Raw genomic sequence first — 17,376 nt, forward strand, 5'->3', positions numbered from 1 at the left:
AGCAAATCAGGAGGTTTAACCGAAATATGAAATTAAATATCGTGCTCTTTGAGCCAGAGATTCCACAAAATACAGGAAATATTGCTAGAACATGTGTTATAACAAATACAGCTCTACATATTATAGGTCCTATGGGCTTTTCATTGGATGAAAAACAGGTAAAAAGAGCAGGACTTGATTATTGGGACTTATTAGATTTTACATATTATGATAGTTACGAGGAATTTTTAACCAAAAATCCTAAAGCAAATATATACTATGCAGAAACAAGAGTAGAAAATAAATATACAGATGTAAGTTATAGTGATAATGATTTCATTATGTTCGGTAAGGAAACAACCGGGATACCGAAAACAATTTTAGGTGAAAATAAAGAGACTTGTATAAGAATACCTATGTTAAAAATAGAGAAGGCCCGTTCTTTGAATTTATCAAATTCTGTAGCAATAGTGGTATATGAAGTTTTAAGACAATGGGATTTTCCTGGAATGAATTAGTGACAATTGAATATTTTAATATAATAGATTTATGTTTTTAAAAGGGGGAAAAAACAATGTCAAATATTCAAATTATAACGGATAGTATGACAGATGTGCCTAGGGACATAATAGAGAAATATAATATTAAAGTAGCTCCATTAACAATTAATTTTGGAGGGGAAGAGTTCAGGGATAGTATAGATATATCACCTAAAGAATTTTACGAGAAAATAAGTAATTTACCGGAGCTTCCAAAGACATCTCAAGTACCACCAAGTACGTTTGCTGAAGTATTTAAAGAAGTTTTAGGACAAGGCAAAGAAATTATTTGTATTAATGGATCATCAAGGGCTAGTGGGACACATCAATCAGCAATTATAGCAAAGAATGAGTTAGAATCTGATAAAATATCTTTAGTTGATTCCCTTGGGCTTTGTTTTGGAGCTGGAATGTTAGTATATGAGGCAGCAAGGCTCGTAGAGCAAGGAATTGATAGACAAACTATAAGCAAAAGGCTTGAGGAGCTAAAGAAAAGCATTGATCATATCTTTACAGTTGATACAATGGAAAACCTTAAAAAGGGCGGAAGAATTAATCCAATGAAAGCTTCTATCGCTACTATGTTAAATATAAAGCCAATTTTAACTGTAGTTGATGGCTTAGTTGAACCATTAGATAAGGTAAGGGGAAGTAAAAAGGTTATTAGCAAAATGATAGAAATAGCAAAGGAAAGAGGAGCGGATTTTAAAGAAAATACTATTTGCATAGCTCATGCAGATAATCCAGAAAGACTTAAGGAACTAAAGCAAAGTGTAATGGATGAATTAAAACCTAGAGAAATAATTGTGGCAGAAATCGGTTGTACCATAGGAACACATTGTGGAAAAGGAACTTTAGCTCTTTTTTATAAAAACAAATTCTAAAAATTGTGTTAATAGGGTCAATTTCCTTAAGATATTGTCCTGAATTTTGAAAATTCACTTATATATAACTAGCTTATACTATGGAGGAGGATTAATTATGGATAACATGTATGATGTAATAATCATTGGTGGGGGGCCAGCAGGATTGAGCGCAGCTCTTTATTCTGCAAGAGCTAAAATGACAACTTTAGTAATAGAAAAGGAAAAAGAAGGTGGACAAATTACTAATACTCAGGAAGTAGCCAACTATCCTGGTTCTATAGAAAATGCTACTGGAAATTCATTATCAAATAGGATGGTTGAACAATGCAAGGAGTTTGGAGTTAAAATTCAAAGAGACAATGTAGTAGAAGCTAAACTAGATGGAGATATTAAAGAAATTGTTGGTGAACAACAAACATATAAAGCTAAAAGTGTGATTATTGCAACTGGAGCATCTCCTAGATTATTAAATTGTCCTGGGGAGAAAGATTTTACTGGTAGAGGGGTTTCCTATTGTGCTACTTGTGATGCAGACTTTTTTACTGATTTAGAAATCCTTGTTATTGGTGGTGGAGACTCTGCTGTTGAAGAGGCAATTCATCTTACTAAATTTGGAAGAAAAGTAACCATTGTACATAGAAGAGATGAATTAAGAGCAGCTAAATCTATCCAGGATAAGGCTTTCAATAACCCTAAAATTAACTTCATCTGGGATTCAGCTGTGGAAGAAATTAAAGGAGAAGGTTTTGTTCAATCAATTAAGCTTAAAAACCTTAAAACAGGAGAAGTAACTGAGTATAAGGCGGATGAGAACGATGGTACTTTCGGAATATTTGTTTTCGTTGGGTATTTACCAGAAACCCAATTGTTTAAGGGTGTTGTAAATATGGATGAATCGAATTATATTATAACTGATGAAAATATGAAAACTAACATAGAAGGTGTTTTTGCCGCAGGGGATTGTAGAGTTAAAAGTTTAAGACAAGTAGTTACGGCTGTTGGAGATGGTGCTATAGCGGCAACTCAAGCAGAGAAATACATTGAAAATAAATTTAATTAATTCTATCTAATTTATAATAAAATATAATAGAGGACTTTTTAACAAAAAAAATTATAAGCTTACAATTTATTGAATATTATAACAATTTTGAAAACGGCGTTTATAGGTACTATTTCTAAAATATGGCTTGAAAATTTACCTAGATTTATGTACAATAAAAATGATTTATGGGGATAAAACAAAAAGGGAGGCATTACAATGTCTAAAAAAAGTTTAGCGTTAATTATTGCATTATTAATGGTAACAAGCCTATTAGCAGCATGTGGTGGTGGACAGACTAAGGATCAAGGACAAAAACCACCAGAGGAACAACCAATAAGAGTGGCTATGGTAACAGATGTAGGTGGCGTAGAGGATCAATCATTTAATCAAGCTGCATGGGAAGGTTTACAAAAAGCTAATACTGATCTTGGTATTGAAGTTGGATTTAGAGAGTCAAATCAAGAGGCAGATTATGAGCCAAATATTGACGATTTAGTAGACGCAGGCTATGAGTTTATTTGGGGAGTAGGCTTCAAAATGGCGACAGCTATCAAAGAGGCTTCAGAAAACTATCCTGAAAACATTTTTGGTGTAATTGATTTTGCTTATGGTGACGATACCCCAGAAAATGTTGTTGGAGTTGTATTTAAAGAGCAAGAGGCTAGCTACTTAGTAGGGTTAATTGCAGGTAAAATGACTCAAACTAATAAAGTTGGTTTTATTGCAGGTATGGATATCGACGTAATACATAGATTCCAGTATGGATTTTATGCTGGTTTAAAGGATGCAAATCCAGATGTTGAAATTTTATATCAAAATGCTAATGCTTTTGATGATCAAGCAGCAGGTAAGTCTATCGCTCTACAAATGTATCAACAAGGAGCAGACATTATTTTCCACGCTGCTGGTGATACAGGAACAGGTATGATAGAAGCTGCAAGAGAGCAAAACAAATGGGCTATTGGTGTTGATAGAGATCAAAACTACCTAGCTCCAGATAATGTTATTACTTCAGCAATGAAGGGTGTAGATTTAGCTGTATATGAAATAGCACAAGAACTTAAAAACGGAACATTCAAAGGTGGAAGAACTTTAGTATATGGATTAGCTGAAGGTGGAGTAGATATCGCACCAACTTCAAACAAACATGTACCACAGGAAATTTTAGATTTCGTTGAAGAACAAAAACAAAAAATTATTAGTGGAGAAATAGTTATACCTGCTAATAAAGAAGAATATGATGCAAGATAGAAATCTATCAAATATCCCAGTGTAAAAGCTGGGATTTTTTTTGAACATTTCCATATCCTATTAAGAGATAATTAGATCATTTATTTTTCCTAATAAAGGTTGTAAATTCAGTTGTTAAATATTTACCAGTTTAGTATAATTTAGTTATATGTACAAGTCTAAGCATTAGGGGGTTTTAAATTGGATAATTATAAAAACAATATTGATTTTTCTAATAAGGTTATAGAAATGAAAAACATAACAAAGATGTTTGGAAATTTTACTGCTAATGATACCATAAGTCTAACATTGCACCAGGGAGAAATACACGCACTTCTTGGAGAAAATGGTGCTGGAAAATCAACCTTAATGAATGTGCTCTACGGATTATACCAGCCTACTCATGGGGAAATATACATAAAAGGTGAACATATAAAAGAAAATAGCCCAGCTCTAGCTATTGCCAAAGGAGTTGGAATGGTTCATCAACACTTTATGCTAATACCAACATTTACAGTAACGGAAAATATTATATTAGGTATGGAGCCAACTTTTGGACTAAATCAAGTTGACATAAAGAAGGCTATTAAAGAGGTAGAGGAAATTTCTGAAAAGTATGGTTTAACAGTTGACCCATTAGCTAAAATACAGGATATAAGTGTTGGGATGCAGCAGAGGGTTGAAATTTTAAAAGCCTTATATAGAGGTGCAGAGATTTTAATTTTAGATGAACCTACAGCTGTATTAACTCCACAAGAAATTAAAGAGTTAATTCAAATTATGAAAAATCTGACTTCCCAAGGAAAATCAATAATTCTAATTACACATAAGCTAAAAGAAATTAAAGAGTCAGCGGATTTTTGTACTGTCATTAGAAGGGGTAAACAGATCGACACTGTAGATGTTCAAAAGGTAACTACAGACGATTTGGCGTCAATGATGGTAGGTCGAGAAGTTAACTTTGTAGTTGAAAAGGGAGATACAACTGTAGGAGACATAGTGTTAAAGGTTAAAGATTTAGTAGCAGCTGATAATAGAGGTCTAAGGGCATTAAATGAACTTAGTTTAGAGGTCCGAGCCGGAGAAATACTTGGGATTGCAGGGGTAGATGGTAATGGTCAATCTGAATTAGTTGAGGTACTAACAGGTTTACGTCCTGTATTAAGTGGGGATATAGAGTTAAATAGTAAAAGTATTAGAAACAAAACCCCAAAGGAAATTATGAGCTTGGGTATTTCTAATATACCTGAAGATAGACAAAGGCGAGGATTAGTATTAGATTTTACAATTGCAGAGAATTTAATATTACAGAATTTTGAAAAAGAGCCATTTTCAAAAAAATATATACTTAATAAGGATTCAATAAAGAGTTTTGCTAAGAAGTTAATAAACAAATTTGATGTTAGGCCCACGAATGAAGAATTACAGGTGAAGGCTCTGTCCGGGGGAAATCAACAAAAGGTTATCATTGCTAGGGAAGTGACAAATGACCCAGATTTATTGATAGCTGCACAGCCAACAAGAGGATTGGACGTAGGGGCAATAGAATTTGTACACAAGTCATTAGTTGAACAAAGGGATAAGGGAAAAGCTGTTTTATTAGTTTCATTAGAATTAGACGAAGTTATTAGTGTTTCGGACCGTATAGCCATAATATATGAAGGTAGGATTGTAGGTATAGTTGATGCTAAAAATGCTGACGAGAATAAATTAGGATTAATGATGGCAGGGGGAAAACTAGATGACAAAATTTAATGATTTTAAAGCTAGGATGATAGATTATATACTAAATGAAAACCTTAAGCTAACCCTTTTTTCAATAATTTTAGGTTTACTCTCAGGGGCAGTTATTCTAGCAATAGCAGGATTCAATCCTATTGAGGCTTATAGGCTTATGATTGTAGGAATGCTAGGTTCTCCTAGGGGAATTGCTTGGACGATAGTACAATCAACACCTCTTATTTTGACCGGACTATCTGTAGCGTTTGCTTTTCGAACTGGGCTTTTTAATATAGGTGTTGAGGGACAGTTTATTATAGGTGCACTAGCAACTACATTAGCTGGATATTTTTTAAGACTACCAGCAATAATTCATATACCAGTTGCACTTTTAATTGGTATGATTGCAGCAGGATTGTGGGCATCCTTCGCAGGATACTTAAAGGCTAAATTCGGAGTACACGAAGTAATTGCAACAATAATGCTAAATTGGATCGCTCTGTATTTAAACAATTATGCTTTAGAGTTCAATGCATTTAGACGACCATCTAGTGAATCTTCACATCGAATTCAAGAAACAGCTTCAATTGCAATTACATGGCTTAGAGATATAGTTGGGCCAGCTGTTAAGGTTAATTGGGGTATAGTTATTGCCTTAGTAATTGCAATAATTGTACACTACATCTTATTTAATACAACACTAGGTTTTCAGCTTAGAGCTGTAGGATATAACAGAGATGCCTCAGAATATGGGGGAATTAATGTAAACAGAAATATTATTGTTTCTATGGGGATTGCGGGAATGTTAAGTGGAGCTGCTGGAGCAGTCCATGTAATGGGTGTATCAAGGCAGGTAAGTGTTTTAGCCGCTATGGAAGGCTTTGGATTTAATGGAATAGCAGTTTCATTGATTGGAAATAATTCTCCTATAGGGGTTGTGTTTTCTGCTATATTATTTGGCGGAATAAACTATGGTGGAAGAAATATGCAAAATATAGGAGTACCGACAGAAATAATAAATATTGTAATTGGCTCAATAATATTTTACATAGCTAGCTATAAATTGCTACAAATAATTTTAAGAAAGGCTAGTAGAAAAAGTGGCAAAGGGGGTAATTTACATGTTAAATAATATTGCTCTTATCATTAGTATTACTTTAATGTATTCTACTCCACTTATATATGCGGCTTTAGGTGGTGTCATTTCTGAAAAATCTGGAGTTGTAAACATTGGGTTAGAAGGCATGATGACAATTGGTGCTTTTGCTGGGGCAGCAACTGGTGCTTTAACTGGCAACCCCTGGTTGGCCTTTCTTGTAGCAGGATTATCTGGTGGTATATTCGGACTATTACATGCTATTGCCTCAGTAACTTTCCATGCAAATCAAGTGGTTTCTGGAATAGCAATAAACTTTTTAGCACCGGGTTTAGCCCTTTTTATAAGTAGAAGAATATTTAATGGAGCAACAATGACTCCTTTAATACCATTAGAAAATAAAATGCCATTACCATTTAGTAATATATTTAGATCATTACATAATCAAGGTAGATTTGGGAATGTTTTTGCTAGGAATTCTATAGTTGATTTAATATTTAATCAATATGTAACAGTATACATAGCCTTTATACTTGTAGCAATTCTTTGGTTTTTGCTGTATAAAACAAAATTTGGTTTAAGGATAAGAGCAGTAGGAGAGCATCCAAAGGCTGCTGATACTTTAGGTGTTAATGTGTACGGTTTAAGATATTTTTGTGTTATCGCTTCTGGTGTTTTAGCAGGACTAGGCGGGGCATCCTTAAGCTTAGCCATTGTATCGACTTTTAGAGCTACTTTAGTATCGGGACAAGGTTTTATAGCATTAGCGGCAGTAATTTTTGGTAAGTGGAAGCCCCAGGGTGCATTAGCTGCATGTTTACTTTTCGGACTTGCAACTGGCTTAAGAATATATCTAGGTGGTTCCGCTGTTGGGTTAGATGTTTCTCAAAATTTATTATCCATGCTTCCATATGTAATTACATTAGTTGTTCTAGTTGGTTTTGTTGGTAAGGCCGTTGCACCTGCATCTGTTGGATTACCATATGAAAAAAGTGATAAGTAATTATTAAAGAAGTAATTTCATGCAATTTATATGCCAGATTTACTTCTAGAGTGTTTATTAATTATGCATAAAGTGATATAATAACAAATATAGGTAAATGTCTTTAGAAGGGTGATATAAATGAAGGTTAGGTACGACTTACATCTAGAGCAATCCCAAAAACTTGTAATGACACCTCAATTAAAGCAGGCTATACAGATTCTTCAATTTACTTCTATGGAGCTGGAAAATTTTATTGAGCAAGAATTGGAAGTAAATCCAGTACTGGAAGTAGAGTCTCGAGAAGATAATAAGTATTCTGATGCGGACAATGAGGACAAGTATAAAAATGTAGATTGGAAGGAATATGTACGAAACGAGGAAAATAACTATTCTAATACTGGGCAAAACCATAATGAAGATAATGATTTTAGCTTTGAATGTATAACGTCTAATGAAACGACCTTGCAAGAGCATTTACTATTTCAATACCATCTTACTTTACTAGATTATAAATATAAGGAAATTGGGGAGTATATTATCAATAGTTTAGATGAAAATGGGTATCTATCTTTATCTATTGAGGAGATTTCTAAAGACCTAAATAAAGATATTAGTATTGTAGAAAATATTCTAAAGATCATACAAACCTTTGACCCTCCAGGAATTGCAGCAAGAAGTTTAAAAGAATGCTTACTTTTACAATTAATTGCATTAGATATTAAAGATGACAATATATATGTTATTGTTGAAAACTATTTACAAGAGGTTGGGGCAAAAAAATATCCCTATATTGCTAAGCAGTTAGGGTTAAAGGTTCAAGAGGTTCAAGAGATATGTGATTTTATAAAAACTCTAGAGCCGAAACCTGGTAGAAAATTCTCTTCAATAAATAATAATTATGTAGTCCCAGATGTAGTAGTAAAAAAAATAGGCGACGAATATATTGTACAAGTAAATGATAGTAAAGTTCCTCGTTTAATAATTAGAGAGGATTATAAAGGACTTATTTTAAATGATAGTGAGAATGAAGAGGCTGCTAAGTTTTTAAGTGATAAGCTTAACTCTGCAATGTGGTTAATTAGAAGTATTGAACAAAGGAGACAAACCATATACAAGGTTGTAAATACAATAGTTAAAAAGCAGAGGGCGTTTTTTGAAAAAGGAAAAAAACATTTAAGACCTATGACTCTTAAGGAAGTTGCAGATGAAGTAAATGTACATGAATCTACAGTTAGTAGAGCTACTACTGGAAAATATGTTGAAACACCTATTGGTGTGTTCGAGCTTAAATATTTTTTCTCCAGTGGAGTAGAAGGATTTTCATCTGGTGAGGAATTTGCAGCAGAAAGTATTAAAAACTATATTAGAGAAATAATCGACTCTGAGGATTCGCTAAAGCCTATGAGTGATGACAAAATTGCAAGTCAGCTTGCTATAAAAGGAATAAATATTTCTAGAAGAACTGTAGCAAAATATAGAGATGATTTAAATATCCCCCCTTCATCAAAAAGAAGGAGATATTAATAATATATTAGAGGTATGAGGAGGTTGTTCATTTGAGTATTAAAGTGGCAATTAATGGGTTTGGTAGAATTGGTAGAAATGCTTTTAAAATCGCCTTAGAAGAAAAAAGAGAGTGGGAAATCGTAGCTATAAATGATTTAACAGACGCAGAAACATTAGCACATCTATTAAAATATGACAGCTTATACGGTAAGTTTAACGGTACCGTAGAAGCTAAAGGTGACACATTAATAGTGAATGGCAAAGAAATAAAAGTAGTGGCTGAAAGAGACCCAGAGAAATTACCTTGGGGAACAATGGGTGTAGATATAGTTATTGAAGCGACAGGAATCTTTAGAACTAAAGACCAAGCTATGAAGCATGTTAACGCTGGTGCAAAAAAGGTAATAATAACTGCTCCTGCTAAAAAAGAGGATATAACTATTGTAATCGGAGTTAATGATGATAAATATAATCCAGCAGAGCACAATATTATTTCAAACGCATCCTGTACTACAAATTGTCTAGCGCCATTTGCAAAGGTGCTAAACGATAAGTATGGATTAAAAAGAGGATTAATGACTACAATTCATGCATATACAAATGACCAAAGAATTTTAGATTTACCTCATGAAGATTTAAGAAGAGCGAGAGCAGCTGGTCAATCAATTATACCAACTACTACTGGAGCAGCTGAAGCTGTAGCTTTAGTATTACCTGAACTTAAGGGTAAATTAAGTGGTATGGCTATGAGGGTTCCAACTCCAACTGTATCTGTAGTTGATTTAGTTTGTGAATTAAATAAAGATGTAACAAAAGAAGAAATTAATACGGCCTTTAGTGAAGCAGCTAACGGTTCTCTAAAAGGAATATTAAAATATTCTGAGGAGCCTTTAGTATCCGTTGACTATAAGCAAGACCCTCACTCATCGATAGTAGATGGTTTATCGACTACTGTAATGGATAATAACATGGTGAAAATTGTAGCTTGGTATGACAACGAATGGGGTTATTCAACAAGGGTAGTAGATTTAGTAGACCTTATAGCTAGTAAAGGGTTATAGTAATTAGGTCCGATTTTATAGTTTAACTATGGGATCGGGCTTTTTGATATGTATATAAGATAAGGAGGGAACATTTAAATGATTAATTTAAAGAAGAAGACAATTGAGGATATAAATATACATAATAAGAAAGTTTTAGTTAGATGTGATTTTAATGTACCCATGGATAAAAAAACTAATAACATTACGGACGATAGAAGAATTCGAGCTGCGATACCAACTATCGAATATTTATTAAATAATGGAGCTGCTATAATACTAATGTCTCATTTAGGTAGACCAAATGGAGAAGCTAACCCTAAATATTCTTTGGAACCAATAGCCGAAAGATTGTCTCAATTACTTGATAAAACAGTTGTTTTTTCTAATGACGATGAGGTTGTAGGATCAAAAACTAAAGAATTGGCAAAGGATTTACAACCAGGACAAATTATGCTTCTTCAAAATGTTAGATATAGAAGTGAAGAAGAAAAGAATGATGAGGCTTTTTCAAAGAGTTTGGCTGAGTTAGGAGAAATTTATGTAAATGATGCTTTTGGTACTGCTCATAGGGCACATAGTTCAACAACTGGAGTTGCAGATTATCTTCCTTCTGCTATGGGATATTTAATTGCTAAGGAAGCTAAAGTAATAGATGATTTGTTAAACAACCCTAAAAAGCCTTTTGTTTCTATTTTAGGGGGGGCCAAGGTTTCGGATAAAATCGGTGTAATTGAAAATCTCCTAAATGTTGTTGACACCATTTTAATTGGTGGAGGCATGTCGTACACCTTCATAAAAGCCCTAGGCTTCGAAATTGGTAATTCCTTATTGGAGCAAGACAAGGTTGAACTTGCTAAAGATTTAATGAAAAAAGCCAAGGAAAAGGGTGTAGAATTTATTTTACCTGTAGATGTTGTTGCTGCCTACGAGTTTGATGCTAATTCTGAGCATAAAACAGTAACAATTGAAGAAATACCTTCTAACATGATCGGGCTAGATATAGGTGAAAAGACTAATAAATTATTTGCAGAGAAAATTTTGTCTGCATCAACTGTAGTATGGAATGGCCCAATGGGAGTTTTCGAAATGCCTGCCTTTGCAAAGGGAACTAAACAGGTCGCGGAAGCTATGGCAGAAAGTAATGCTACTACAGTAATTGGTGGCGGAGACAGTGCTGCAGCTGTTGAGGAATTAGGTTATGCAGATAAAATGAGCTATATTTTAACAGGTGGTGGAGCATCCTTAGAACTTTTAGAAGGTAAAACCTTACCGGGAATAAATGCAATAGAAGATAAGTAGATACTAGGAGGAAATGTATATAATGCGCAGACCTTTAATTGCTGGAAATTGGAAAATGAACGGGAATAAAGAATTAGCATCAAAGCTTATTTTAGAACTAAAGGAAGAAAGCTTAAAAACTGATGTTGAAATAGTTGTTTGCTGTCCTTTTACTCTTCTGTCTCTTGGCGAAGATTTATGTAAAGAGTCTAACTTAAAGCTAGGTGCACAAAATCTACACTGGGAAGAAAAAGGAGCATTTACAGGGGAAATAAGTGCTCAAATGTTATTGGAGCATAATGTATCATATGTTATTATTGGTCACTCAGAACGAAGAGAATACTTTAATGAAACTAATGAAATAGTCAATAAGAAGGTATTAAATGCGATTGAGTCTGGACTAAAGCCTATACTCTGTGTTGGTGAGACATTAGAGGAAAAGAATGCAGGTAAAACAAATAGCAAAGTAAGTGAACAGGTATTAAAGGCTTTAAGAGGTGTTGACAACTTAAATAACATTACTATTGCATATGAGCCAATCTGGGCTATAGGTACTGGTAAAACTCCAACTCCACAGGAAGCAAATGAGGTTATATCATATATTAGAAATACAATCTCTAAAGAGCTTGGAGAAGAGGTATCGGAAGAAATTAGAATATTATATGGTGGAAGTGTTAATGGTTCAAATGCCTCTGAGTTCCTTAATGAGGAGGATATAGATGGAGCTTTGGTTGGTGGAGCTAGCTTAAAGGTTGATGAGTTTATCGAGATTGTAAACTTTTAAAATTAGAGAGGAAGGTTGTTGTATGAAAAAACCAGTTGCCTTGATTATTTTAGATGGATTTGGACTAAGTGATGAAAATATAGGTAATGCCGTTAAAAAAGCACATTTGCCAAACTACAATAAACTAATTAATAGATATCCCCATACAAAAATTCAAGCAAGTGGTTTAGCTGTTGGATTGCCAGAGGGGCAGATGGGTAATTCTGAAGTTGGTCATCTTAATATAGGTGCTGGCAGAATTGTATATCAAGAACTAACACGCATATCTAGAGAAGTCAAAATTGGAAAATTCTTTAAAAATGAAACACTGTTACGTATTATGAAGTATGTTAATAACAATAACAAAAAACTCCATCTGATGGGATTACTATCAGATGGAGGGGTACATAGTCATATTGAGCATTTATTTGCCCTAATCGATATGGCTAAAGAGAATAACCTAAAGGATTTAGTAATTCACTGTTTTTTAGATGGAAGAGATACACCACCTAAAAGTGCTACTGAATACATAACTCAGCTTCAAGAAAAGGTTGATAATATAGGCATAGGAAGAATTTCTACAGTAAGTGGTAGGTATTATTCTATGGATAGAGATAGAAGATGGGAAAGAACTGTATTAGCATATGATGCCCTTGTGCAAGGGAAAGGTAGAAAAGCTAAAACTGCCCTGGAGGCTGTTACTAATGCATATGTATTAGGAGAAAACGATGAATTTGTTACACCTACAGTTATTACTAATGATACTAATTTTACTAATGATTGTATAAGCGAAGGAGATGGTGTAATATTCTTCAATTTTAGACCAGACAGAGCTAGACAAATAACTAAAGCCTTAGTAGAGAAAGAGTTTGATGGTTTCCAAAGGGAAACTGGATACATTCCTTTAAATTTTGTAACTATGACACTATATGATAAAACAATAGAGGATGTTGAAATAGCTTATAAGCCTCAAAATATTAATAATACTTTAGGTGAATATTTAAGTAATTCAGGATATAGTCAATTAAGAATAGCAGAGACAGAAAAATATGCTCATGTTACATATTTCTTTAATGGTGGAATCGAGAAGTCCTATGACAATGAGGATAGAAAGCTTATTAAATCACCAGAGGTAGCAACATATGATTTAAAGCCTGAAATGAGTGCTATTGAAGTTACTAAAGAGGTAATTAATGCACTAGACGAAGATAAATACGATTTTATCGTTTTAAACTATGCAAATCCAGACATGGTAGGACATACAGGAGATATAAGTGCTGTTATTAAAGCTTTAGAGGTAGTTGATAGATGCCTTGGTCAAGTAATTGATAAAATAGAGCAGAAGCATGGTAAAGCAATTGTAACTTCAGACCATGGAAATGCTGAAGAGATGATTAATTTAGAAAATGGTACGCCTATTACTGCCCACACAACTAATTTAGTGCCATGTATAGTAATTAATGGAAATGTTAATGATCTTAGAATGGATGGAAAATTATGTGATATCGCTCCTACCTTACTAGAATTATTAGGATTAGAACAACCAAGGGAAATGACAGGTAAAAGCTTACTAAAAATTTAATTAAACTAGATAAAAAATTATTTATTGAGAGGAGAATTGAGTATGACAGTAATTAGTGATGTATATGCAAGAGAGGTATTAGACTCTAGGGGTAACCCAACAATTGAGGTTGAGGTATACTTAGAAAGTGGCGTAATGGCAAGTGCTATTGTTCCATCAGGTGCTTCTACAGGAGCATTCGAGGCAGTAGAATTGAGAGATGGAGATAGTTCAAGATATTTAGGTAAGGGCGTATTAAATGCTGTTAAAAATGTAAATGAAGAAATAGCACCAGAAATAATTGGAATGAGTGCTATTGATCAGGTAGCTATTGATAGTGTTTTAAGAGAATTAGACGGCACATTAAATAAAAGTAATTTGGGAGCAAATGCAATTTTAGGAGTTTCTATGGCTGTTGCAAAAGCAGCTGCAGAAGATCTAGAAATCCCATTATTTCAGTATTTAGGTGGAGTTAATGCTAAACAACTACCAGTTCCGATGATGAACATACTTAACGGTGGAGCCCATGCAGATAACAATGTTGATATTCAAGAGTTTATGATCATGCCAGTTGGTGCAAAAAGCTATAAAGAAGGTTTAAGAATGTGTGTTGAAGTTTATCACAATCTTAAATCAGTGTTAAAAAGCAAAGGTCTTATGACTGGAGTAGGTGATGAAGGTGGGTTTGCGCCTAATTTATCTTCTAACGAAGAAGCACTTCAAGTGATTATAGAAGCTATACAAAAATCTGGATATAGGCCAAATGACGATATCAAGCTTGCATTAGACGTAGCGGCAACTGAATTATATGATGAACAAGATAAAGTATATAAGTTAGCCGGTGAAGGAGTAGTAAAAACAGCTGGAGAAATGGTTGAGTATTATGCAGAGTTGATAAGTAAGTATCCAATTATTTCAATTGAAGATGGATTAAGCGAAGAAGATTGGGACGGATGGAAATTAATGACTGAAAAACTTGGAAGTAGGATACAAATAGTTGGTGATGACCTTTTCGTTACTAATACAGAAAGATTAACAAAAGGAATTAAAACGAAAACTGCAAATTCTATCTTAATAAAATTAAATCAAATAGGAACTATAACTGAAACATTAGATGCTATTGAAATGGCAAAGAGAGCTGGATATACAGCAGTTATATCTCACAGATCTGGAGAAACAGAGGATTCAATGATAGCAGATATTGCAGTTGCAGTAAATGCAGGACAAATAAAAACTGGGGCACCAGCAAGAACTGATCGTGTTGCAAAATATAACCAGTTACTTAGAATTGAAGATTATCTAGATCTGACAGCACAGTATTTAGGGGAAGATGTGTTCTATAACCTTAAATAGACAAAATTATTTTGGTTGACCTTTGAATAGTCACTATGTTAAAATATGAATGTTAATTGCGTGCTGGGAGGTGGAAATGAATGCGAACAGTATTAATGGTTGTACAATTAATTGTGTCAATTATTTTAATAGTTACTATTTTATTACAATCAGGCAAAAGTGCTGGTTTATCTGGATCAATTGCAGGTGGATCTGAGCAAATGTATGGAGGTAAAGCAAGGGGTTACGAAGCAATGCTAAGTAAATTAACAGCTGTTTCAGCTGCAGTATTTATAATAGTTGCTTTAGCGCTTGTTACAATACAATAATAATTTAACTGAATAGTATAAGGAGGAACAAAAGATAATGAGTAACTGGATGATTTTAGCACCAATCACTGGTGTTATCGCACTAATATTTGCATATATTTTAACGAACAGAATCAATAGTGTTGACCCAGGAAATGAGAGAATGCGAGAGATTGCATCTTACATAGAAGAGGGTTCAATGGCTTTCTTAACTAGAGAATATAAAACCCTCGTAATCTTTGCAATTGTACTGTTTTTTGTTTTAGGTATAGGTTTAAAAAGTTGGCTTACGGCAATTTGTTTCTTGGTAGGGGCACTTTTCTCAGGTTTAGCGGGATTCTTTGGAATGAGAGTTGCTACTAAGGCAAATGTTAGAACAGCAAATGGAGCTAAAGAAGGTGGAATGAACAAAGCTTTAAGTGTTGCCTTTTCTGGTGGAGCTGTTATGGGTATGTCAGTTGTAGGATTAGGATTACTAGGTGTTGGTGGACTATTTATAATATTAAATAATTTAACTGGTGATTCAGCTCAAGCGGCTGAAATTATAACAGGATTTGCTTTAGGTGCATCTTCAATAGCTTTATTTGGACGTGTTGGTGGTGGAATCTATACTAAAGCTGCGGACGTTGGTGCTGACTTAGTTGGTAAAGTTGAAGCAGGGATTCCTGAAGATGATCCAAGAAACCCAGCGGTTATAGCAGATAACGTTGGAGATAACGTAGGTGACGTTGCTGGTATGGGTGCTGACTTATTTGAGTCATATGTTGGATCTATTATCGCTGCAATTGCTTTAGGTTTAATTGCTAATAATGGACAATATGGATTAAATGGAGCTTTATTCCCATTATTATTATCTGCAACTGGAATTATTGCATCTATTATTGGAACGTTCTTCGTTAAAGGAGATGAAAACTCAGATCCTTCTAGAGCACTTCATATGGGAACATATGTAAGTGGTGCAATTACAGTTGGTATTGCGTTTTTCTTAAGTACAAGGTTATTAGGAGATATTAGAGGATTTTTAGCTATAGTAACAGGACTTATTGTAGGTTTATTAATAGCTAATATCACTGAGAGATATACATCAGGTGAGTATGCAAGTGTTAAAAAGATTGCTCAACAATCTGAGACAGGTCCCGCTACAACTATTATTAGTGGATTAGCAGTAGGAATGATGTCAACTGCTTGGCCAATTTTAATTATAGCAGTAGGTATTTTAATTGCTTTTGGTGTTGCTGGATTATACGGAATCGCCTTAGCAGCAGTTGGTATGTTAGCAACAGCTGGTATGACTATAGCAGTAGATGCTTACGGTCCTATAGCAGATAATGCTGGTGGTATTGCTGAAATGTGTGAATTACCAAAGGATGTAAGAAAAATTACAGATAAACTAGATGCAGTAGGAAACACTACAGCTGCAATTGGTAAAGGTTTTGCAATTGGTTCAGCTGCCTTAACTGCCTTAGCTTTATTTGCTACTTACACTGCGGCTGTTGGATTAAATATGATTGACTTAACAAGCCCAGCGGTTATTGCGGGTATGTTAATTGGTGGAATGCTTCCGTTCCTATTCTCTGCTATGACGATGGAAGCAGTAGGTAAAGCTGCATTCCAAATGATTGAAGAAGTTAGAAGACAATTTAGAGAAATTCCAGGAATTATGGAAGGTACAGGAAAACCTGAGTATGCTAAATGTGTAGATATCAGTACTGCAGCAGCTTTAAGAGAAATGATTATCCCTGGTGTATTAGCAGTTGTTGCGCCAATTGCTACTGGAGTTCTTTTAGGAGCAGATGCAGTTGGTGGTTTATTAGCAGGTTCATTAGTAGCAGGAGTTCTTTTAGCTATTATGATGGCGAATGCAGGTGGAGCATGGGATAATGCTAAAAAATATATCGAAGAAGGAAACCATGGTGGAAAAGGTAGTGAACCTCATAAAGCTGCGGTTGTAGGAGATACAGTAGGGGATCCATTCAAAGATACTTCTGGACCTTCAATTAACATCTTAATTAAGTTAATGACAATTGTATCAGTAGTATTTGCTCCTTTATTTGCTCAATTTGGTGGATTATTATTAAGATTCTTTGAATAGAATATACATTAAAAACCCTTAATAAAAAAAATTAAGG

At 34.2% G+C, this 17,376-nt stretch carries 15 protein-coding genes; all 15 read left to right on the plus strand.

Annotation, left to right across the window (positions count from 1 at the left end; all coding sequences use genetic code 11):
* Window positions 1-26: 26 nt before the first annotated feature.
* On the plus strand, window positions 27-497 hold the full coding sequence (trmL, locus tag HZR23_RS09770) for a tRNA (uridine(34)/cytosine(34)/5-carboxymethylaminomethyluridine(34)-2'-O)-methyltransferase TrmL (RefSeq protein ID WP_132848554.1): 471 nt from the start codon (window positions 27-29) through the stop codon (window positions 495-497).
* Between the two features lie 56 nt (window positions 498-553).
* Window positions 554-1,402, plus strand: a complete 849-nt coding sequence (locus HZR23_RS09775; RefSeq protein WP_132848553.1) for a DegV family protein — start codon at window positions 554-556, stop codon at window positions 1,400-1,402.
* A gap of 97 nt (window positions 1,403-1,499) precedes the next feature.
* On the plus strand, window positions 1,500-2,444 hold the full coding sequence (gene trxB / locus HZR23_RS09780) for a thioredoxin-disulfide reductase (protein WP_132848552.1): 945 nt from the start codon (window positions 1,500-1,502) through the stop codon (window positions 2,442-2,444).
* Between the two features lie 198 nt (window positions 2,445-2,642).
* Window positions 2,643-3,677 carry a BMP family lipoprotein gene (locus HZR23_RS09785; RefSeq protein ID WP_132848551.1) on the plus strand — a complete coding sequence of 345 codons (1,035 nt, stop codon included), beginning with the start codon at window positions 2,643-2,645 and terminating at the stop codon, window positions 3,675-3,677.
* A gap of 228 nt (window positions 3,678-3,905) precedes the next feature.
* Complete coding sequence (locus HZR23_RS09790) at window positions 3,906-5,411, plus strand: ABC transporter ATP-binding protein (protein ID WP_132848574.1); 1,506 nt, start codon at window positions 3,906-3,908, stop codon at window positions 5,409-5,411.
* Window positions 5,398-6,507, plus strand: coding sequence for an ABC transporter permease (locus tag HZR23_RS09795; protein ID WP_243098226.1), 1,110 nt, complete (start codon window positions 5,398-5,400; stop codon window positions 6,505-6,507). Before HZR23_RS09790 ends, HZR23_RS09795 begins: the two co-directional genes overlap by 14 nt.
* Window positions 6,497-7,474: an ABC transporter permease gene (locus HZR23_RS09800; protein WP_132848550.1), complete on the plus strand. Its 978-nt coding sequence runs from the start codon at window positions 6,497-6,499 to the stop codon at window positions 7,472-7,474. The genes HZR23_RS09795 and HZR23_RS09800 overlap by 11 nt, the downstream gene beginning before the upstream one ends.
* A 120-nt stretch (window positions 7,475-7,594) precedes the next feature.
* The gene (gene rpoN / locus HZR23_RS09805; RefSeq protein ID WP_132848549.1) at window positions 7,595-8,980 is read left to right on the plus strand and encodes an RNA polymerase factor sigma-54; all 1,386 of its coding nucleotides are present in this window, start codon (window positions 7,595-7,597) and stop codon (window positions 8,978-8,980) included.
* A 32-nt stretch (window positions 8,981-9,012) separates the two neighbouring features.
* The gene (locus HZR23_RS09810) at window positions 9,013-10,023 is read left to right on the plus strand and encodes a glyceraldehyde-3-phosphate dehydrogenase (protein ID WP_132848548.1); all 1,011 of its coding nucleotides are present in this window, start codon (window positions 9,013-9,015) and stop codon (window positions 10,021-10,023) included.
* Between the two features lie 78 nt (window positions 10,024-10,101).
* Window positions 10,102-11,304: a phosphoglycerate kinase gene (locus HZR23_RS09815; protein WP_132848547.1), complete on the plus strand. Its 1,203-nt coding sequence runs from the start codon at window positions 10,102-10,104 to the stop codon at window positions 11,302-11,304.
* A 22-nt stretch (window positions 11,305-11,326) separates the two neighbouring features.
* On the plus strand, window positions 11,327-12,067 hold the full coding sequence (gene tpiA, locus HZR23_RS09820; RefSeq protein ID WP_132848546.1) for a triose-phosphate isomerase: 741 nt from the start codon (window positions 11,327-11,329) through the stop codon (window positions 12,065-12,067).
* Window positions 12,068-12,089: 22 nt separating this feature from the next.
* Window positions 12,090-13,628, plus strand: coding sequence for a 2,3-bisphosphoglycerate-independent phosphoglycerate mutase (gene gpmI / locus HZR23_RS09825; RefSeq protein ID WP_132848545.1), 1,539 nt, complete (start codon window positions 12,090-12,092; stop codon window positions 13,626-13,628).
* Between the two features lie 42 nt (window positions 13,629-13,670).
* Complete coding sequence (gene eno / locus HZR23_RS09830; RefSeq protein ID WP_132848544.1) at window positions 13,671-14,960, plus strand: phosphopyruvate hydratase; 1,290 nt, start codon at window positions 13,671-13,673, stop codon at window positions 14,958-14,960.
* Between the two features lie 80 nt (window positions 14,961-15,040).
* On the plus strand, window positions 15,041-15,268 hold the full coding sequence (gene secG, locus HZR23_RS09835; protein WP_132848543.1) for a preprotein translocase subunit SecG: 228 nt from the start codon (window positions 15,041-15,043) through the stop codon (window positions 15,266-15,268).
* Window positions 15,269-15,305: 37 nt separating this feature from the next.
* Window positions 15,306-17,339, plus strand: a complete 2,034-nt coding sequence (locus HZR23_RS09840; protein ID WP_132848542.1) for a sodium-translocating pyrophosphatase — start codon at window positions 15,306-15,308, stop codon at window positions 17,337-17,339.
* Window positions 17,340-17,376: the final 37 nt, after the last annotated feature.

Source organism: Serpentinicella alkaliphila, from assembly GCF_018141405.1.
Lineage (GTDB): Bacteria > Bacillota > Clostridia > Peptostreptococcales > Natronincolaceae > Serpentinicella > Serpentinicella alkaliphila.